18 protein-coding genes are annotated in these 19,351 nt (G+C 50.8%); 1 reads left to right on the plus strand and 17 read right to left on the minus strand.

Annotated elements, in window-relative coordinates:
- The first annotated feature begins 514 nt into the window (after positions 1-514).
- The gene (locus tag KTH89_RS21775; protein ID WP_158347462.1) at positions 515-1,336 is read left to right on the plus strand and encodes a PHP domain-containing protein; all 822 of its coding nucleotides are present in this window, start codon (positions 515-517) and stop codon (positions 1,334-1,336) included.
- Positions 1,337-1,421: 85 nt separating this feature from the next.
- On the opposite strand, the gene radA is transcribed toward KTH89_RS21775, so the two are convergent.
- The 17 genes from radA to KTH89_RS21860 form a co-directional block, all read right to left on the minus strand.
- Positions 1,422-2,783, minus strand: coding sequence for a DNA repair protein RadA (gene radA, locus KTH89_RS21780; RefSeq protein WP_238723088.1), 1,362 nt, complete (start codon positions 2,781-2,783; stop codon positions 1,422-1,424).
- Between the two features lie 130 nt (positions 2,784-2,913).
- A complete protein-coding gene (locus KTH89_RS21785; RefSeq protein WP_158347458.1) occupies positions 2,914-3,330 on the minus strand; it encodes an endosialidase in 417 nt (138 codons plus the stop codon).
- Between the two features lie 96 nt (positions 3,331-3,426).
- On the minus strand, positions 3,427-5,871 hold the full coding sequence (locus KTH89_RS21790) for an ATP-dependent Clp protease ATP-binding subunit (protein ID WP_238723089.1): 2,445 nt from the start codon (positions 5,869-5,871) through the stop codon (positions 3,427-3,429).
- An 18-nt stretch (positions 5,872-5,889) separates the two neighbouring features.
- Positions 5,890-6,258 carry a GntR family transcriptional regulator gene (locus tag KTH89_RS21795; RefSeq protein ID WP_158347455.1) on the minus strand — a complete coding sequence of 123 codons (369 nt, stop codon included), beginning with the start codon at positions 6,256-6,258 and terminating at the stop codon, positions 5,890-5,892.
- A gap of 174 nt (positions 6,259-6,432) precedes the next feature.
- A complete protein-coding gene (locus tag KTH89_RS21800; RefSeq protein ID WP_238723090.1) occupies positions 6,433-7,578 on the minus strand; it encodes an ABC transporter permease subunit in 1,146 nt (381 codons plus the stop codon).
- Positions 7,571-8,278 (minus strand): ABC transporter ATP-binding protein, encoded by a 708-nt coding sequence (locus KTH89_RS21805; protein WP_330656732.1) that lies wholly within the window; start codon positions 8,276-8,278, stop codon positions 7,571-7,573. The genes KTH89_RS21800 and KTH89_RS21805 overlap by 8 nt, the downstream gene beginning before the upstream one ends.
- Positions 8,263-8,979 (minus strand): hypothetical protein, encoded by a 717-nt coding sequence (locus KTH89_RS21810; protein ID WP_238723091.1) that lies wholly within the window; start codon positions 8,977-8,979, stop codon positions 8,263-8,265. The genes KTH89_RS21805 and KTH89_RS21810 overlap by 16 nt, the downstream gene beginning before the upstream one ends.
- Positions 8,976-9,428 (minus strand): RNA polymerase sigma factor, encoded by a 453-nt coding sequence (locus tag KTH89_RS21815; protein WP_238723092.1) that lies wholly within the window; start codon positions 9,426-9,428, stop codon positions 8,976-8,978. Before KTH89_RS21815 ends, KTH89_RS21810 begins: the two co-directional genes overlap by 4 nt.
- Positions 9,429-9,732: 304 nt before the next feature.
- On the minus strand, positions 9,733-10,965 hold the full coding sequence (locus KTH89_RS21820; protein WP_238723093.1) for an MFS transporter: 1,233 nt from the start codon (positions 10,963-10,965) through the stop codon (positions 9,733-9,735).
- Positions 10,966-11,087: 122 nt separating this feature from the next.
- Entirely contained in the window at positions 11,088-11,390 is a 303-nt protein-coding gene (locus tag KTH89_RS21825; RefSeq protein WP_158347448.1) for a Dabb family protein, read from the minus strand.
- A gap of 14 nt (positions 11,391-11,404) precedes the next feature.
- Positions 11,405-12,487, minus strand: a complete 1,083-nt coding sequence (locus tag KTH89_RS21830) for a Gfo/Idh/MocA family protein (protein WP_238723094.1) — start codon at positions 12,485-12,487, stop codon at positions 11,405-11,407.
- A gap of 74 nt (positions 12,488-12,561) precedes the next feature.
- Entirely contained in the window at positions 12,562-13,722 is a 1,161-nt protein-coding gene (locus KTH89_RS21835) for an alpha/beta hydrolase-fold protein (RefSeq protein ID WP_238723095.1), read from the minus strand.
- A gap of 11 nt (positions 13,723-13,733) precedes the next feature.
- Positions 13,734-14,693 (minus strand): ABC transporter ATP-binding protein, encoded by a 960-nt coding sequence (locus KTH89_RS21840; protein WP_158347445.1) that lies wholly within the window; start codon positions 14,691-14,693, stop codon positions 13,734-13,736.
- Positions 14,686-15,681 carry an ABC transporter ATP-binding protein gene (locus tag KTH89_RS21845; protein WP_238723096.1) on the minus strand — a complete coding sequence of 332 codons (996 nt, stop codon included), beginning with the start codon at positions 15,679-15,681 and terminating at the stop codon, positions 14,686-14,688. The genes KTH89_RS21840 and KTH89_RS21845 overlap by 8 nt, the downstream gene beginning before the upstream one ends.
- Positions 15,682-15,694: 13 nt before the next feature.
- A complete protein-coding gene (locus KTH89_RS21850; protein ID WP_238723097.1) occupies positions 15,695-16,570 on the minus strand; it encodes an ABC transporter permease in 876 nt (291 codons plus the stop codon).
- Positions 16,563-17,525, minus strand: a complete 963-nt coding sequence (locus KTH89_RS21855) for an ABC transporter permease (RefSeq protein WP_158347442.1) — start codon at positions 17,523-17,525, stop codon at positions 16,563-16,565. Before KTH89_RS21855 ends, KTH89_RS21850 begins: the two co-directional genes overlap by 8 nt.
- Before the next feature lie 78 nt (positions 17,526-17,603).
- Positions 17,604-19,250, minus strand: a complete 1,647-nt coding sequence (locus KTH89_RS21860; protein WP_238723098.1) for an ABC transporter substrate-binding protein — start codon at positions 19,248-19,250, stop codon at positions 17,604-17,606.
- Positions 19,251-19,351 lie beyond the last annotated feature (101 nt).

Here is a 19,351-nt window from a genome sequence, read left to right on the forward strand (position 1 = left end):
GCTTTTGCATCCGGTTGCTTCTATAATAAGAAAGCGTTCGTTTCTGAAATTCTTTTTTAGAATTTTCAGGGTTGTTTCACTGTTTAGTTATCAATGTTCGTTGTCGAATTTTCGTTGCTTCCTTGTGGCCTGCAACTTTTATAGGATATCATACCTTCAAGCTGCTGTCAACAATTTTTTCAACTTTTTTTCGATTCGTTTCCTGCCGTATCAACCGGCGAATGTTATAATACCATTTCCCAAACCATAAGTCAACACGAAATTACAAATTTTTCTACTTTTTTCCAAATTGTTTTTATACACTGCTTTTCTTAATGATTTGACATCTTCTTTATAAATAGGAAAGTTTGGGTATGCCCGCTGCTCAAGGCCGGGATGCTCCGGACAGCCGGATTCTATAGCATCCGTATCGCTCCCAAGTTGACAACTGCCTTCAAAATGGTACAATAGGACTGATTTGTAAATACTTAAATATAATACGATTACCACCAGCAAACAAAAAGGAGTGTTGCAAATGACCGGAGATTTACACTGTCACAGCCGTTATTCTGATGGTTCCTCCACTGTCCGGGAACTGATCTCATATGCCAGCCGTATTCATCTGGACTATCTGGCCGTCACTGACCATGATACTTATAAGGGTGTGGCAGAGGCCATCGCTCTGGGAGCGGAATATCAGATAGGAATCGTTCCCGGCCTGGAATGCACTACGAAAGATCCTGCTACCGGCAGGCCGGTTCACGTCCTGTGTTATTGTCCCAAGCGTTACGAACCTCTTGATCAGGTGACAGAGGTCACCTCCCGGCGCCGTACAGAGGCGAAGCTTCAGATGCTGGAAAAATTAAAAACTTATTATCCCATATCTGTGGAGGATGTCATCGCATATGCCGGGGATAGCGCCGCGATTTTTGAGCCCCATGTCATGCGCGGGATTGCCAATTTGGGATATACCAATACGATTTATGGCCCCCTTATGGACGAACTGATCGGTAAACGCGGAACGTGCTATGTCCCCATTGAATATCCGGACATCTACGATGTTATTGACATCATGCATGAGGCAGGCGGCCTCGTTGTCATCGCCCATCCCGGCCAGTTCCGCAGCATTCCCCTTGTCCGTGAACTGGCAGCCGGACACAGAATCGAAGGGATAGAGTGCTTCCACTACCGTAATACCAAAGAGGATACGCAGGAACTGCTGCGTATCGCCAAAGCCAATGATCTGATCATCACCGGAGGGACTGATTTTCATGGGATGAACTCCCGGCAGCCCTATCCTCTGGGAACATACACGACAGATGATGAAAATCTGCGCCGGATTCTCGCCTTTGCCTGATTGTATTTTATTTTTTAACTGTGTGATGAGCCGGTATATACCGATGATCACACAGTTATTTTTATCGAAATTATTCCATCTCTTTTTATCCAATCAAGCCTATCGCATCCCGGACAGTCTTAACCCCTTTCAGGACGATTCCCTTTATGTCAGGAAGAGAGTCCAGGGACACCTTGGGCAGGATCACAGTCTCGAATCCCAGTTTTTTTGCCTCCAGCACACGCTGCTCCGCCATATTCACAGCCCGGACTTCCCCGCTTAACCCCACCTCGCCAAACACAATGGTCTTATCGTCGATGGGACGGTTCTTGAAGCTGGATACGATAGCCATGACAATCCCCAGATCCACCGCCGGTTCGTTCATCTTGATTCCCCCGGCCAGATTCACATAGGCATCACAGGCGGATAATTGCAGGCCCACTCTTTTTTCCAACACGGCCATAAGCAGATTAACCCGGTTAAAATCTGTTCCGGCTGCTGTCCTCCTGGGAATACCAAAATTGCTGTGACAGACCAGCGCCTGAATCTCGATCAAAATGGGACGCGTGCCTTCCATCGAACAGGCCACCACCGATCCGGAAGCGCCCTCCGGTTTACCATTTAACATAAATTCCGAGGGATTGGCTACTTCCGCCAGCCCCTTTTCCCTCATTTCAAACACGCCGATCTCGTTGGTGGAGCCAAACCGGTTTTTTACTCCCCGCAGAATCCGGTACGCCGCGTGCCGGTCCCCTTCAAAATAAAGTACGGTATCCACCATGTGCTCCAACACTCTTGGCCCGGCCACCACGCCCTCTTTTGTGACATGTCCAACCAGAAAAATAGAGATGTTCATTCCTTTGGCGATCTGCATAAAGGTGGAGGTGGATTCCCGCACCTGGGACACGCTGCCCGGTGCCGACGAGACGTCCTCCCGGTACATGGTCTGGATCGAGTCGATAATCACGATCTCCGGTTTCATCCGGTTGATGGCTCCCTCGATGACTTCCAGGTTCGTCTCGCACAAGAGCAGCAGATCGTTGGTAAAGCTGCCGATGCGCTCCGCCCGGATCTTAATCTGGCGCAGAGATTCTTCTCCCGATATGTACAATACTTTCCGGTTCTGGGTAGACAGGTTCTGACACACCTGAAGCAACAGGGTTGATTTCCCGATCCCGGGATCACCGCCCACCAGAATCAGAGAGCCGGCCACGATGCCTCCGCCCAATACCCGGTCTAATTCATGGATTCCGGTATGGATCCGGTCCTCCGTATTCGTTTCTATTGATGATAATTTCACAGGTTCGTTGGCGGTGCGCTTTTGCAGCTTCCCGGCATTTTTTGACGGGGCCACCGGTTCTTCTACAAAGGTGTTCCATTCCCGGCATGCCGGGCACTGTCCCATCCATTTGGATGATTCATAGCCGCAGCTCTGACAGAAATACGCGGTTGTTTTTGCTTTTGCCATTCTTTCCTCCAGCGCCGCATCTTCGCGGCTTCCCTGATATGACAAAGGCCGCTTCAGCAGAAGAACCTGTTTACCGACAGGAATCCTCTGCTGTAGCAGCCCCCGATATTTTGATTTATAGGGAATACAATTACGACATCTTAATTACTTTCACGTCAATCTGATCTTCGTCTCCCAGTTCCACGCTCAGAGTTAACTTGCCGCTTAAGTTTGTCTTCATCGTTCCGGCATTGGTGTCATTGATCAGAATCTCATATTCTGTCTCCTCTTCCAATTCCAGTGTGATCTGCGGATCTTCCCAGCCTTCCACCGTGAATTCAACACCTTCTTGTGTCTCCTTCAGGTTATATACGGCTGTACCGGGCACGGACTCATAAACAAACATACCGTTCTTTTCCAGTTTGGTGATTTCTTTGAAGGTTTTTACTTTATACAGATCCCCCTGAAATTCGAAATCCTCCAGCTTTGTCTTAGCAGCCAGTTCATAGTCTCCAAAACTGATGGTTCCGTCTGCCTCGGTGCGTATTAACTCTTTTACTACTGACATTTGTCAAGCCCTCCTACTTATTCATGACCCTGTATCGGCACTGCCGCTAATTTCGGCAGCCTACGGGAATATTATATAATAAATCGCTTCCCATTGCTAGTCATTTATGCTTTTGTTCACACAAATTTCCTTATTGCGCATACTGACCACCGCATGGTCTCCGGTTTTAATGGCGCCGGACAGAATCTCCTGGGCCAGCAGGTCTTCGATCTTATTCTGGATCGCCCGGCGAAGAGGCCTGGCCCCGTATTTTGCGTCAAAGGCTGTTTCCGCTATATATTTGCGCACACTGGGGGTAACCGTTAATTTGATCCCCATCTGGTTCATGCTGCGCTCGGACAGTTCCTTTACCATCAGGCTGACGATCTGCTGCACATGTTCTTTGGAAAGAGCGTGGAATACGATGGTCTCATCGATCCTGTTCAGGAATTCCGGCTTGAACATTCTCTTTACTTCTTCCATGACTCCGTTTTTCATATATTCGTAGTTCTGTTTTTCATCGGTGGAGGTGGCGAATCCCAGCTTCTTCGGGGAGATAATGGAAGCCGCGCCCGCATTGGAGGTCATGATAATGACCGTATTTTTAAAGTCCACCTTCCTGCCCTGGGAGTCGGTGATGTGTCCGTCGTCCAAAACCTGCAGCAGGATGTTGAACACATCCGGATGGGCCTTCTCGATCTCGTCGAACAACACCACGGAATAAGGATTCCGGCGCACCTTCTCGCTTAACTGCCCGCCGTCCTCATGTCCTACATATCCCGGAGGGGAGCCGATCATCTTGGATACGCTGTGTTTCTCCATATATTCCGACATATCGATCCGGATCAGAGCCTGTTCATTGCCAAAGAGCGCCTCCGCCAGTGCCTTCGAAAGCTCCGTTTTGCCTACGCCGGTAGGCCCCAGGAATAAAAAGGAACCGATCGGACGTCCCGGGTCCTTAAGGCCTACCCGGCCGCGTTTTACAGCTCTCGCCACCGCAGCTACCGCCTCTTCCTGTCCGATCACCCGTTTGTGAAGAGTCTTATCTAACCGCAGAAGTCTGGCGCTTTCCGCCTCTGCTAACTTCTGCACCGGTATCTTCGTCCATCCGGATACGATATCCGCGATTTCATTTTCCCCTACGGTCAGTTTCCTGCGTCCGGTCCCCTTTGCCTCCTGCAGACGCCGGCGTTCCAGGGTCTGTTTTTTCTTATGGATCCGGGCTTTCAGATCTCCGGCTTCCTGATAGCTTCCGTTTCGGATCGCCTGTTCCATATCCAGATTCAACTGATCGATCTCCGTCTCCAGCTTTCCGGCATTGGAGGTCTTAAGCCCCAGCAGCCGGACTTTCGAGGAGGCTTCGTCGATCAGGTCGATAGCCTTATCCGGCAGAAACCGGTCATTGATATATCGGGCCGACATTTTAACCGCCGCCTGAAGCGCCTCATCTGTAATCGTGACCTGGTGGTGCTTTTCATAATACGGCCGCAGGCCCTTTAATATCTCCACGGTCTGCTCCTCCGTGGGTTCTTCCACATTCACCGGCTGGAACCGCCGCTCCAGCGCGGCGTCTTTCTCAATATATTTCCGGTATTCTTCTATTGTAGTGGCTCCGATCAGCTGGATCTCCCCTCTGGCCAGGGACGGTTTCAGGATGTTGGAGGCATCGATGGCCCCCTCCGCTCCGCCTGCCCCGATGATCGTATGGATCTCATCGATAAAGAGAAGGATGTTGCCGTTATTGCGCACTTCCTCGATCACCCGCTTGATCCGCTCCTCGAATTCTCCCCGGTATTTGGATCCGGCAACCAGACCGGATACATCCAGGGTCACAAGCCTCTTATCCCGCACCGTCTCCGGCACGTCGCCCGCCACGATCCGGGAAGCCAGCCCTTCTGCGATCGCCGTCTTGCCTACCCCCGGCTCGCCGATCAGGCACGGATTATTCTTCGTCCGGCGGCTCAGGATCTGGATCACCCGGGCGGTTTCTTCCGCTCTTCCCACCACCGGATCCAGCTTGCCCTCCCGGGCCATCTCCGTCAGGTCTCTGCTGTACTGGTCCAGCACAGGGGTTGCCGTTGCTTCCTTCGCGCCGCGCTGGAACTCATCCTTGTAGGCATTGGGGTCCAGCCCCATGGCCAGAATCACTTCCATAAATAATTTGGGAATATTGACCCCCAGAGTGGTCAGTAACCTGGTCGCCACACTGTCTCCTTCGTGCAGGATCGCCAGCAGGATATGTTCGGTTCCTATCCTCTCGCTTCGGAAACGCTCCGCCTGAGTCTCACTTTTTTCCAGAATGTTCTGGGCTCTGGGCGTAAGCCCTTCCGGCTCCAGCAGCCCGGTCTGCTCCGACGGGGCGATCAGGTCCCCGATCAGATCCAGCAGCTTCTTCACTTCCACTCCCTGGTTCATCAGGGCCTGGCCTGCCACTCCGCCGTCCTCCTGCAGTAATCCGACCAGGATATGTTCGGTTCCAACATAGCTATGTTTCAATTCCTGGGAAGTCTTTTCCGCAATTTTTAAAACATTCAAAGCCTTCTGAGTTAACTGTTTTCGCATGTATGCTCCTCCTGTAAACTAATCATATTCCTCAAAGATCTCGTCAATCATATCGTGCACTTCCTCGCAGCTGATATCGTTGCAGATCGCTTTGGCCAGAAGCACTTTCAGCTCCTTCTTCATCTCTCCAAGCGCCTGCAGCTTGTCCGCGTTCAGCGCGATAATCGCGCCCTTTCTCCGGTCCAGTTGGATAAAGCCTTCCTGCTTGAGCACCGTGTAAGCCTTATTCACCGTATGCATGTTAATGCCGATATGATCCGCCAGCTGCCGGACGCTTGGCAGAGCGTCCCCTTCCCGGATCTCGGAAGTGGCTATGCCTATGATGATCTGATTTCTCAGCTGGATGTAGATCGCTTCGTCACTGTTAAAATCTATCTGTATAACCACAATATCACCCTTCCATTCATTATATGTATGTCCGATGATTTTTAATCCGTTTTTTTGTTATACACATAATATAACAGCTGTAGCACCTTGTCAAGCGAAAGGAATTTCAGACGCTGAGGACAAGGTGCTGATATCGGAATTATGAACGAAACACTGTGCGAAATTGCCGAATGATTATCTGGAGGATACCTGGTAATGCCGGTAGAAAAGGCTGCCTGTGATGAGGATGACCAGCGCCATAGCCGGATATAGGATGAGGGCGAACTGCCAGTTCGTAAGCTGGGCGCCGAACAGAGAAACCAGGCGGTTATCTGTGATGCTTTCCATGCTCAGGAAATGATCCGGAAAGTAACTGTGGATCTGAGAAGCCAGGCGGAGTCTAGGCCCTATTGTAATCAGCCCGCTCAGGAGCATGCCGCCGATCATAAGATCCATGGCCGCCGCGCCGCTTTTCAGTGTCTCGGACAGGAACATGGCCAGCATGCTGTATAGGACCGAGACCAGCAGGTATAGGGCGAAAAAGAGGAGTACGGTTCCTCCCGCGCGCAACGTCCAGGAACTGTTGGGCAGTATTAATTGAAGCACCGCGCTATACCCGTCCGCGCCATAGAGAAGAAGGCTGGACGCAGCGGCTGCGGCATAGAGAAGGCTTGCGGCCCCCAGGCCAAAGGTAATACCGGCCAGAATTTTTGCAAGGTACAAGGGCGTTCTCCCGCAGCGGCAGCATAGGGTGAGCTGGTCGGTTTTCCGAAGCCGCTCATCCGAAAATACGCCGGACAGGCAGACCGTAATCAAGAGGAACAGCATGATGTTCAGGGTAGCCGTCCCGGAAAGGATAGTCTGGTATCCTTTGGTATATTCGTAGGTATAGACAGCGGGCAGAGATGATTCCCTGCTCTGCCAATAGGTAATTTCCCGGGGCGTTAGTTTTAAGGTCTCCCATTGCTTTTGAAGAATGGATTGACGGACGGCGTATAGGGAGGCGGCGTCTGTATGCATGACCGCCTCATCGTCCCCGTCGTATAGGTTCCAGGCATACGTATAGATCTCATTGTAGGCCCGGCTATGGTCCGCCTGCATTTCTGCGAGAAGCGTGTTATCGATGGGGCGGCCGGAGAGCTTTCTGGCGTTGGCACGGTTTTTAACCATATAGTCGTAGGCGCTGACCTGAACGCCGTCTATGGTATAAGAGCTAAAGAGAACGCCGCTCAGGCTCATAAGGACGCAGATAAGCAGGATGGCAGATGCGGTGATCCATACAATTTTCCGGTTTACTATTTTTTTCAGTTCAAAGCTGTACAGGACGGCAAGGTTATTCATTTTCCCCCTCCTCTTTTGTCTGCTGCAGATAAAATGCTTCTAAGTCCTCATGGCTTCCATCCCATTTGCCCTCATAGATAAGCTGGCCCGCTTTCATCATCAGAATCGTATCCGCGATATGCTCCAGATCTGACACAATATGGGTGGACAGCAGGACGATATTGTTTTTCCCGATGTCGGCGATCAGATTGCGGAACCGGACCCGTTCTCTGGGATCCAGTCCGGCGGTCGGTTCATCCAGGATCAGAACGTTTGGATCGTTCAGAAGAGCCTGGGCGATTCCTAACCGCTGCTTCATTCCGCCGGAGTAGGTTTTTATTTTTTTCTTAGCCTGATCCTGGAGCGAGACCGTGTTCAGTAACTCGACGGATTTTCTTCTTGCCGCGGAACGGCTCAGGCCCTTTAAGGAGGCCATATACAGCAGGAAGTCCATACCGGTGAAGTCCGGGTAGTAGCCGAAATCCTGGGGCAGGTAACCCAGTTGAGCCCGGTATTCTTCCGATGAAACGGTAAGACCGTCGCAGGTGACGGTGCCGCTGGTTGGTTTCAGTATCCCGCATATCATGCGCATCAGTGTGGTTTTCCCTGCGCCGTTGGCGCCCAGCAGTCCATAGACTCCTTTGTGTAAACGCAAGGAGACCCGGTCCACGGCGATCGCATTCAGATATTGTTTTGTGAGACGGTCTATGATAAGCTGCATATCATTTCCTCCGATTGATGTATTATTTTATATGCTTCCAGGACGGTAAGGACGGCCAGAATTACAAGGGCCGCTATCCACCAGTAAAGGCGGGCGGTCTCATAGAGAAGGGGCTGCGCTGTCCGTGAAATGAGGTTCAGGCCGCTAATGACGGCTGCTGCCGCCCCGCACCCATATATTGTTTCTTTTCCTCGCGTTTTCCGGATGATCCACAGGCCTGTTACGGTGGTTAACAGGTATGGAACCAGCAGATACGCCCCCGCCTGCAGGACCGTAGCGGCTCCATGGATGCTGGAAAGCGGAATCAGCAGGCTTAGCAGGACCAGATGGAGCAGGCCCATGATTCCCATGCGGGCCAGGACTACGCTTTTCAGGGAAAATCGGGAAGCCAGCTCCAGTTCCTCCATATTGTATACTCTGGACCTGGCATTCGCGGTGACGGCGGTCAGGGCAGCGAAAGGGACTAACGACGAGATGATCCACAGCGTGTCCTGATGAAGAAAGACAGCTCCCGCAAGTGCGCCGCCAAATAAAAAAACGGATAGCAGCCACACCGGTTTTGGTATAAAAGCTGCCTGTATACGAAGAAAGGTAAGCTGGCTGATATTTAAGGGGCGTATGGTTTTGAAAAAGGCTTGTTTTCCCACAGGCTCCGGCGCTTCAAATGCGTCTTTTAAAGCCTGTTTCATATCCTGTTTCATCTGAATTCCTCCTTTTTGAGTTTGCCCTGCAGCTGTTTCAGCGCTTTTGCCGTCTTCCGGTAGATGGCAAACCGGGAAAGCCCGTATATCCTGCACAGGTCGGCGACGGGCACTTCATTCGCGTAGCGGAGCAGTAATAATTCCTGTTCCTCCACACTTAGTTCATCCAGCGCTGTTTTCAGCGACAGCGAGGTCAGTATCCGATTTTCCGCGTCCGGGTACGCCGCATCCTCGGGCAGGGGGACGCAGGGCCGTCTGCGGAATTCGTCGATGCAGAGATTTCGGGCTATTGTATATAAGTACCGGAGGCCCTGGCCTTTTTCATAATACTGATCACTGTCCAAAAAGCGGAGGAATGTTTCCTGCGTTACATCTTCCGCCGTTTCCCGGTGATGCAGCTTAAAATAGCAATAACGGTAGATTTTATCATATTGTTCTTCTAAGTCCATGGACACGCTCAAAACCTCCTCTCATTATGTATAACGGATGAACCGCAGCGGATGTGCGGTGATTTTTTGCTCCGATCGGCGGAATCATCTGTTTCCTTATCCTGTTTCTATATAATACACTCTGACAATTAAACTCAGTGGCTTATCCTTATATTTTACCATAGATGCAGCGCTGTATCTATTGGTCAGAAGACGCGGGGCAAAAATCCAAAAGCCCCCAAAAGCGAAAAGTGATATATAGAATATATAAAATAAGACGCAGCATGGTCTCACTATTCCATGCTGCGTCTTCCTTTTATTCAGTTTATTGAAGGGATTGAAAATTTTTCTCAATATTTTGGATTTTGCCGTGATAGATCAGGAGCAGAACCATAGCCAGGAGCATGGGCGCGATCATAATGCGCCACATGGCGGCATAGCCGGTCAGTTCCGCTACGGCTCCGGCCGCTACAGGGCCGATTAATGTCCCCAGATCATTTCCGATGTAGTTTGTGCTGCTGGCCGAACCGCGGCGCTCTTTGGCCACGCATTTCATGGAGAGGGATTGGATCGCGGGCTGGCTGGCTCCGTATCCGCATGCGGATACAACGGCCGCGATCAGGAAGGACGGCAGGCTGGCGGAATAACTGATGATGAGGAATGACAGGGCAAAGCACAGAAGAGCCGGGATGAGCACTTTGACTGTTCCGTACCGGTCGGACAGTTTTCCGATAAGGGGTCTGGTAAAGAGCATCGTGACGGCATATACGGTGAAAAAGGTTCCGATACCGGCGCCCACCCCACGTCCATTGGCGTAGATTACCAGGAAGGAATTGATGGTATAGTAGGCTACGGTAAGAAGAAACATGATAAGGGCCGGAAGAACCGCTTCTTTGGCTATGACGCTTTTTAGATTAATGACTAATTTCTTCGTGGTCGTGTGGGTGGCCCGGATGCGGGTGGCAGCCAGAATGCCGGAGAACATGACGGCGGCTCCGATTATGAACGTAGTGTTATACCCCACAAGCTCCAGCAGCAGGAGGCCGATAGTCGGTCCCAGCGCCTGGGCTACTACCTGGCCCAGGGAGAAATAGCCGATCCCGGTTCCAAATTTTTCCGGCGGCAGTGCGTCCGCGGCCAGGGCCAGGGCGCAGGTAACGGAAAATGCCAGACCTGCTCCCTGAATGAGCCGGAACAGGATAAGCAGGGGAATGGTGCCGGAGAAGCAGTAACCGATCTGTGCGATCATGAGTATGCACATGGAGAACATCAGAATATATTTTTTATTATAGGTGTCAATTGCCGGACCGGAAACCAGTTTGAAAATGAGTGCGGTTACCGCGAAGATACTGGTGACCAGTCCGGTTATGGTGGCGGTTGAGCCGAGATGGTCCGCGTATTTGGATATGATGGCGTTTGTCATCTGCAGGCCCAGGTTCATTATGATATTCGCGACAAATACGGTTGTAAACAGTGGATTCCATATTTTATCCGTTTTTATTTTTTCCTGATATAGATCTGTATGTGTTTCTGAATCTAATAGACGGTTTGTTTTCATTGTTATACCATTTTCTTTCCTTCAGTCTTTGACCCGGGGAAAAGGTGGTTCTGCCAGTAGTTCCCCGGGCCAATGTCTGATTGTACGATTTATTTTATATAGAGCTGATTTTTATCCCAGGTTTACAAGATACAATTAAATGCAGGCCGGTCGTCTTCCACTACTTTATGAATAAAGGTCCGCATTTTCTGGTGGTCAGGATGAGCCCCATAGGCTTCCATAGCTTCCCGTGATACAAAGTCATTGACGATACATACGTTGTATTTGCGGTCGAATTCCAGGCCTAACCAGACTTGTACGGAGTCCAGGCCTTCAATGACTCCCTCCAGGCGTTTCATACCTTCCTGAATAAGCCTGCCGTTGTGTTCACTGGTCGCATGTTCGGCTTCTTCTTTAAGTTTCATTAGCACTACTTGACGAATCATTGTTTCGCTCCTTTTTATAAAATGATTTCATTTTTATCGGCGGCGCGGTAAGCGGCGCAGATCATCTCAGTCCACAGGACGGCGTCATCAATAGTCTGACGGTCATCCGGCGTGTTGTTTATAATGTTGTCGACCCAATGCCGCAGCGGGTAGAGAATTTTTTCAGGAAGCTCCGTATTGGGAACATGAATCCAGTTTTCACCCTGCAGAAGATATTTCACATCGTCATGAACGTCTTTTTCTCCGTTCTCGTAGAAGGTTACGTCATCGCCAATGATATGTACGGTTCCGTTGGTTCCGCAGACATCCAGCACACAGTCGTGGGCCTGAGCTACCCATCCGGCCTCTACGATACCTATCCCTCCATTTTCAAACTCATAGACGGCCACTACGTTATCCTCCGTCTTATATTTTTTTGCAAATTCAGTGGTGTAGTCAAACTGAGCGGATACACTGACCGGCTTTCCCAGGAACCAACTGGTGACATGGACTCCGTGCTGGCCAAAATCATTCATGACTCCACCGCCGTTTTCTTCCTTATTATAAATACCAACGGGTTCTGTTAAAGTGTTGCCGTGTTCGCTGTACAGGCGGAAGCGTACTTCCGTAATCGTCCCCAATTTTCCTTCGTCTACCAGATTTTTAGCAAACCGGTTTCTGGGCTTTTCCATAGGGGAAGACACCATGAAATGCACCCCGCTTTTTTTGACCGCATCTCTGGCCAGATAAGCTCCTTCCAGATCTGCAAACGGTGACTTTTCCACAAATATATGTTTTCCCGCGTTGGCGGCGGCTATAATGTGGGCGGCATGATTGGCTGTCTCGGAGCAGATGATGACCGCGTCGATACAGGGATTGGACAGGAATTTGTTAAGATCAGGCTCAAAGTCGATCTGAAACGCATCTGCCAGGGCTTTTCCCCTCTCCTCCTTGTTATCCCAGGCGGCGACCAGCCGGCAGTCTTCGTAAGTGCTGTTCTTCCAGTGCCGGAAACTGTCCGCCTTTACATCTCCATTTTTAACGATTGTTTCTGCAAACCGGTAGATATGATCCTGCCAGGCTCCTAGTAAACCAATTCCGATTGTTTTCTTATCCATCTTTTATCTATTTCCTTTCGTTCATTTATTCTTTACCCGGTTCTATGGAAATGACCGGTTCTTGCATAACGGATTCAAAAGATCAGCTGGGCAAAATCACGAAGTCCCATTCTCCAGCTGTCTATTTTACTGGTATTCTCCGGGAATACAATGCGATAACTGCATGGCAGCTTATCGATTCCCGCATTTTTGCAGATCTCGTCATCCGCCTCAAAGTACTCAAAATAATCTTCCTCCGGCGTGGTGGACCGGAAAAACACTTTGTAGTTTCCGGCAAACGCCTCGGGATTTTGGACCGCCTCCGCCATTGCCTTGTGATAGGGACGTTTATAATTGGGAAAATCTTTTTTGTGGGTCATACAAGCGGTGAACTGCCCCATATAGCCAAACAGCTCGGGATGGCGAAAACCGATATCATTTGTCATATAAGCGCCCATGGACAATCCTGCGATCGCCCGGTTCCACTTGCCGGTGCTGACCCGGTAGCGGTTCTCTATGTACGGTATGTTATCACGCACCAGCATCTGTTCCAGTGCATCATCCCAGACCGCCTGTGTCTGTTCATGGCGGACCATTCCATTGTTCATGACCACGAGAAACGGTGCGATCTTTCCTCCCGCAATCAGGTTATCCAGCAGATACGGCAGTCTTCCGGAATAGATCCAGTCCAGTTCGTTGCAGGTCCCTCCGTGCAGAAGATACAGGACCGGATAGGTTTCTTCCGAATTCATATAGCCCGGAGGCGTGTAGATCATACATCTTTGGAAGCTCTTAAGCGTTTCCGACCAGAAGATTTCCCGAACTACCGCGCCGTGGGGTACCGCCTGAATGCAGATATCTTCCCCGGCAGCAGAAGGGATCTCGATAAAATTAGCCGGCCGGTTGCCCACCCAGCAGACCGGAAGGTACGGGGATAAGATCTCCTGCTGATCCATAAAGACCCGGACCACCTGCGCGCCCCCATAGACCTCCCGGTTCGGGAGAATCCCCTCGAACAGGCCGTCCGTCCCGGCTTTTAGCGGTATCCGAATCTCATGGCCTCTGGAATACCGGCAGCAGATCACGACATCTGCCGCCCCGGGCGCGTAAAGCCGAAACAGCACATGGCCCTCGGGTTCCGTATAGGTGACCGCCTTTATCTCTCTTCCATCCTCCAGGATCTGCATCGGCAGCCCGAAGGAGAGCGGCTGATCCTCCCACACTTGATTATTTAAATATTCCTGGCTAAAATCCATTTTTATCATCCTCACAGTTGATTCAGTTCCCGGGCCCTGCAGCAGGAGACAAAGTGCTCCGGCAGAAGCTCTTGAAGGCTCTGGGGCTCCAGGCATTTTTCACATGAATGATCGCATCTGGCATAAAACCGGCATCCGGGAACCGGATTAATAGGGGATGTCAGTTCTCCCTTCATCAGTACCTGTTCCTTTTGTTTTGTGATATCTGTGGATGGAATCGCGGATAGCAGCGCCTTTGTATACGGGTGCAGAGGAGTCGTAAACAGCTCTTTGGTGGGGCAGGTCTCAATCAGCTGTCCCAGATACATGACACAGATATTATCCGAAATGTGGCGGACCACAGACATGTTGTGCGTGATAAATACATAGGTCAGCCCTACCTGCTCCTGCAGGTCCATTAACAGATTCAAAATCTGAGCCTGTATGGATACGTCCAGTGCCGATACCGGCTCATCACAGACGATAAATTTCGGATTGATGGCCAGAGCCCTGCCGATCCCCACACGCTGTCTGCGTCCTCCGTCCAGCTCATGGGGGTAAGATTTCAGGAATCTCCGGTCCAGTCCCACCATATCGAATATCCGGCGGGTTTCCTCTTCTATCTGATCCTTTTTGCAGCGTTTTGTTATTTTAAGAGCCTCCGCGATCATCTGTTCCGCCGTCATTCTGGGATTCAGCGAAGAATAGGGGTCCTGGAAGATAATGGAAACCTGATGCCGGAATTCGTTTAGTTCCTTTGCGTTTAAGCGCGTCACATCCCGGCCTTCGAAGAAAATAGAACCATCTGTGCTTTCCAGCAGATGGATCAGCGTCCTTCCAAGCGTAGACTTTCCGCAGCCAGACTCTCCTACTATCCCCATCGTTTTCTTTTTTTCTATCTTAAAGGACACATCGTCCACCGCGTGAAGCTGTCCGGACGGCACGTCAAAATATTTTTTCAGGTGTTTTACTTCGATCAGTGTATCACTCATGCCCATTCCCCCCATCGATCTCCTTCCACCGCGAACAGCTGCAGCAATGTCTGTTTTCCACCGTGGCCAGCGCAGACTTCGCCCTCGTACACGCCTCCAGCGCATAGGTACAGCGCGGCGAGAAACAGCATCCTTCCGGCAGCTGTGCAGGGTCAGGAGGAAGTCCTTTTATATTCTCCAGACGGTCCACGTCCGTTTCCAGATTCGGTATGGCGTTAAATAGCGCTTTCGTATAAGGATGCTTCGGATGCAGGTAGATATCTTCTTTTGACCCATACTCCACGATCTCCCCTGCGTAGACCACCGCCACATCATCTGCGATATCCGCCACGACTCCCAGGTCATGGGTAATCAATATCAGCGCCATGTTGAACTGGTCCCGCAGATCCTTGATCATCTTGATCACCTGGGCCTGTATCGTCACATCCAGAGCCGTCGTCGGTTCATCCGCCAAAAGTAATTCCGGACGGCACGCCAATGCCATGGCGATAATCACCCGCTGTTTCATACCGCCGGAAAATTCATGCGGGTAGTTATTGTACCTGTTCCTGGGAATCCCCACCAGGTTCAGCATATCCGCCGCTTTCTTTTTTGCCTCTTTTTTGGAAACCGCATCATGGATGCGGATCGTCTCCGCGATCTGGCTTCCCACCTTCATAATGGGGTTCAGGGCGGTCATCGGGTCCTGAAACACCATGGAGATCTTTCGGCCGCGGATCTTTAACATCTCATTTTCACTTGCTTTAAGAAGATCCGTTCCATCCAGGTATATCTGGCCTTTCCTGATCCTGGCCGCACGGTCCGGCAGAATCCCCAGAATCGATTTGGCGATTGTCGTTTTCCCTGCACCGGTCTCTCCCACCAGCGCCAGCGTTTTACCTCTGTCGATGGAGAAGGAGACGCCGTTTACCGCGTGGATCACTTTGCCGTCGGAAGTATATTCCACCGCCAGATCCCGTACCTTTAAGAATATATTGTTTTCGCTCATCTTATATCCTCCGTCAATCTTTCAGTTTCGGGTCCAGCGCGTCCCTGACTCCGTCACCGAACATATTCAGTCCCAGTACGGTGATCATAATAAAGATCCCGGGAATGATGACCATATAGGGATAGTCCCGCATATAGTCTCTGGAGGCGGATAACATAGCCCCCCATTCCGGCGTGGGCGACTGGATTCCCAGACCAATGAAACTGAGCGCGGACGCATTCAGCACGGTAGTTGCCACGCCCATGGTGGCGGACACAATAAGAGGCGCCCAGGCGTTCGGCAGAATGTGCTTCATCATAATCTTAAATTTGCTGCAGGATAAAGAAGTAGCCGCTTCCACATATTCCACCTGGCTGATCTGCAAAAACTGTGCGCGCAGCACTCGGGCATAGCCGGATACACACGGTATAGCCAGGGCGATGATCGTCATTACAAACCCGGACCCCAGCACCGCCGACATAATAATCGCGATCAGAATCGAGGGAATGGACTGGATCACATCCAGGATTCTCATAATCAGGCTGTCCACCCAGCCGCCGAAGAATCCGGAGAAACTGCCCAGGAAGATACTGATCAGCAAAGCCAGTCCGATGGACAGGATACCCAGGCTTAACGAGTAACGCCCTCCATACAGAATCCGGCTTAACAGATCCCGTCCCAGCTGGTCCGTGCCAAACAGATGAGCGGCCGAAGGTCCCTGTAGCTTGCTGGTCATATCGATCTGTTCGTACCCGTAGGGACTGATCACCGGGGACAGGATTGCCAGCACTACCAGGGTAAAGAATATAATGATTCCGAACATGGCCGGTTTATTTTTCCGTAAACGTCTCAGGAATGTTTTAAACTCGCTTGTTTTCTTTATCTTTTTTACCTTGTCTTCTCTATGCATCTGCTTTTCTCCTTGCCGCTTTCGTTCCGATGTATTTGGATTTGATCTTCGGATCAATGAAAGCATACAGAATATCCACAATGAGCATGATCACAGCAAAAACTACCGCCAGTATGATCACACAAGCCTGGATGATCGGGTAATCACGGGAGTTCACGGCTGTCAGCAGATATAAGCCGATACCGGGTATTCCAAATACGGTTTCAATCACCACCGACCCGCCGCATACATGGGCCAGTCCCACGCTTGCAGTAGACAGAATCGGGAACAGCGCGTTCGGCAGCGCGTGCTTATAGATCACCTTACGCCTGGACACTCCCTTGGCCCTCGCCGTCACGATATAGTCGGAACGGATAACCTCCAGCATGGCGGAGCGTGCCTGCCTGGCATTGGAGGCCATCCCGCCGAAGGAACCGGCGATACACGGCAGAATGTAATATTGGGGTCCCCCGATACCGCTGGATGGCAGCCACCCAAGTTTCAGCGAAAACAGCAGTACCAGCATGAGGCCCAGCCAGAACGGCGGCATGGAGACTCCGAACAAGGCCACGAACATACAGAACCGGTCTCCGAATTTGTTCTGATTCACACCGGCAGCCACCCCTAACGGCACTCCAAGCAGCACCGTCAACAGCCAGGTGGTAACCCCAAGCGTCAGCGTCCGGGGCAGCCGTCTCATCAGCTCATCGGATATTTTGACGCCTGTAATATACGACTCGCCAAAATCAAAGTGCAAGAACGTATCACTTAAGAAGTTGCCCAGCCTCACTATATAGGGCTGGTTCAGGCCCAGTTGTTCCCTTACCGCCTGAAGCTGCTCTTCGGAAGCCTCCGCTCCGGCGACCACTTTTGCCGGATCTCCCGGCACAAAATACATGATCGTAAAAATCAGAATTCCAACTGCCAGAACAACAGGAATAAACATTAATATTCTTTTGAATATGTATTTTCCCATTTCTTTACTCCTAATCTTTTTTCTGCAATCATGCGGTGTACGGTCCCCGTTCGCCTAAACCGTACACCGCGTTAGCGTTTAGTTCCAAACGTAGATGCTTGCACCAGGAACTTGTCTGGCATCAATATTGGTACACATTTTCACAATCTTGTCCGTATTGTATACCACACATTTTTCTTCTACATAAAGCTGCATCAGATAGGCCTGATCGATCAGATAATCATGCACCGCGCTGGTGGTTTCCACTGAGTTGGTATCCACATTGCTGGCGGTCTCCACCAGCTCCTGCAGATGCGGATCATTCAGGAAGCCCGCGCAGTAAGCGCCGTCCGACGTGTAGATATTCTTATTCAGCTGGTTGTTCCAGATCCGGGTGATGGTGCCGGGGCCGCCGGAACCGTTGAACATCATATCGTACTGGGTGGGATCCGTTTTATAACTGTTGTACAGGGCATTTTCATAGGACAGGACTTCCACCTTAATTCCTATCATATCCAGGTAAGCCTGGATGATCTCCGCCATGGAATTGCAGTATGAGCTGGTAGGGAACATCAGCTTCAGGGACAATTCGCCCGGGGCATATCCTGCTTCTTTCAGACACTCTTTGGCGTAGTCCGGATCATATTCAAAATAATCCTCATTATCCCAATTGGGATCTGCGTCGGGGTAGCGGGTCTGGCCGTAAGTCTTGGGATTGATCGCGTGACCCTCGAACACGCCGTCTATGATGGCCTGGCGGTCGATTCCGTACAGCACCGCTTTTCGCAGCGCGATATTATCTTTGAACACGCTCTTATCCGACATATTGAAGAACAGCGCGTTGCCGCCCCAGGTCTTAATTGCCTCGGCGCAGAAGTGATTCGCAGCCTCGCCGCCTTCTCCGAATCTCTCCGCCGCTGAAAAATCCACAAACGCGAAATCCAACGCTCCGGTCTCCAGGCCGACTACGATCTGGGCCGCCTCCGTAATCATGGAATAGACGATTTTTTCTGTATTGGCCTGCTGTTCCAGTGCTTTGCACAGCTCCGGCTTCTGCCAATAATTCTCATTTTTCACCAGGGTCAGGGTAGAACCCGTTTCATAAGCATCTACTTTGTAAGGGCCGGTGCCGACGGGATCTACCGACATATCATCCGAGCTGGCTTCGTACGCCGCCTGTGTGACAAAATATAATCCGGCAATACTGTTTTCAAACGTTGCCACATTATTGTTGTTGACCGTAATCTCGACGGTGTAATCACCGGTGGCCTCATATTTTTCAAAATTCAACGCGCTTGTATTTCCCTTTTCCACCATCTTGTCCAGGCAGAATACGATGTCAGAAGCGGTCATCTGATTGCCCGCAGAGTCCGTTATGTAATCATATAGGTTTACGGTGTAGGTCAGGCCGTCCCGTTCGTAATCCTTTGCCAGCACTCCATACAAATCGCCGTCCTCCGTATAGCCGAATAGCCTCTCACAGACTTCCATAATGCAGACATGGCGCGAGGAGGACATGGCCGCCAGCGGATCCAGAGTTCCCGGGTCCCCGTCCCCGCAGCTGATATAGGCTACCTGTTCCCCGTCGTAGGAGGAGGGAGCCGCCGAGTCGCTTCCTTGGGAAGCTGAGGATGCGGATTCCTGGTTTTTTCCATCCGCAGCGCTCTCCGAAGCCTTGTCGCCACAGCCGGTCAACATACCGGTAAGCATAGTGGCGGTAAGCAGTAATGCCATTACTTTTTTCATAGTCATCTTTCTTTTTCCATCCTTTCTTATGGTGTTACTTGTCATTGCAATATGACGAAACCTGTGCTAAAATTAGCCCAACAAGAAAATCTGCACATTAC

This window comes from Diplocloster agilis, assembly GCF_019042275.1.
Taxonomy (GTDB): Bacteria; Bacillota; Clostridia; order Lachnospirales; family Lachnospiraceae; genus Diplocloster; species Diplocloster agilis.

Bases quoted from the DNA above. Each gene is read 5' to 3' on its own strand.
- KTH89_RS21775 (WP_158347462.1), top strand. From the start codon at position 515: ATGACCGGAGATTTACACTGTCACAGCCGTTATTCTGATGGTTCCTCC.
- radA (WP_238723088.1), bottom strand. From the start codon at position 2,783: ATGGCAAAAGCAAAAACAACCGCGTATTTCTGTCAGAGCTGCGGCTAT.
- KTH89_RS21785 (WP_158347458.1), bottom strand. From the start codon at position 3,330: ATGTCAGTAGTAAAAGAGTTAATACGCACCGAGGCAGACGGAACCATC.
- KTH89_RS21790 (WP_238723089.1), bottom strand. From the start codon at position 5,871: ATGCGAAAACAGTTAACTCAGAAGGCTTTGAATGTTTTAAAAATTGCG.
- KTH89_RS21800 (WP_238723090.1), bottom strand. From the start codon at position 7,578: ATGAATAACCTTGCCGTCCTGTACAGCTTTGAACTGAAAAAAATAGTA.
- KTH89_RS21805 (WP_330656732.1), bottom strand. From the start codon at position 8,278: ATGCAGCTTATCATAGACCGTCTCACAAAACAATATCTGAATGCGATC.
- KTH89_RS21810 (WP_238723091.1), bottom strand. From the start codon at position 8,979: ATGAAACAGGATATGAAACAGGCTTTAAAAGACGCATTTGAAGCGCCG.
- KTH89_RS21815 (WP_238723092.1), bottom strand. From the start codon at position 9,428: ATGGACTTAGAAGAACAATATGATAAAATCTACCGTTATTGCTATTTT.
- KTH89_RS21820 (WP_238723093.1), bottom strand. From the start codon at position 10,965: ATGAAAACAAACCGTCTATTAGATTCAGAAACACATACAGATCTATAT.
- KTH89_RS21825 (WP_158347448.1), bottom strand. From the start codon at position 11,390: ATGATTCGTCAAGTAGTGCTAATGAAACTTAAAGAAGAAGCCGAACAT.
- KTH89_RS21830 (WP_238723094.1), bottom strand. From the start codon at position 12,487: ATGGATAAGAAAACAATCGGAATTGGTTTACTAGGAGCCTGGCAGGAT.
- KTH89_RS21835 (WP_238723095.1), bottom strand. From the start codon at position 13,722: ATGGATTTTAGCCAGGAATATTTAAATAATCAAGTGTGGGAGGATCAG.
- KTH89_RS21840 (WP_158347445.1), bottom strand. From the start codon at position 14,693: ATGAGTGATACACTGATCGAAGTAAAACACCTGAAAAAATATTTTGAC.
- KTH89_RS21845 (WP_238723096.1), bottom strand. From the start codon at position 15,681: ATGAGCGAAAACAATATATTCTTAAAGGTACGGGATCTGGCGGTGGAA.
- KTH89_RS21850 (WP_238723097.1), bottom strand. From the start codon at position 16,570: ATGCATAGAGAAGACAAGGTAAAAAAGATAAAGAAAACAAGCGAGTTT.
- KTH89_RS21855 (WP_158347442.1), bottom strand. From the start codon at position 17,525: ATGGGAAAATACATATTCAAAAGAATATTAATGTTTATTCCTGTTGTT.
- KTH89_RS21860 (WP_238723098.1), bottom strand. From the start codon at position 19,250: ATGAAAAAAGTAATGGCATTACTGCTTACCGCCACTATGCTTACCGGT.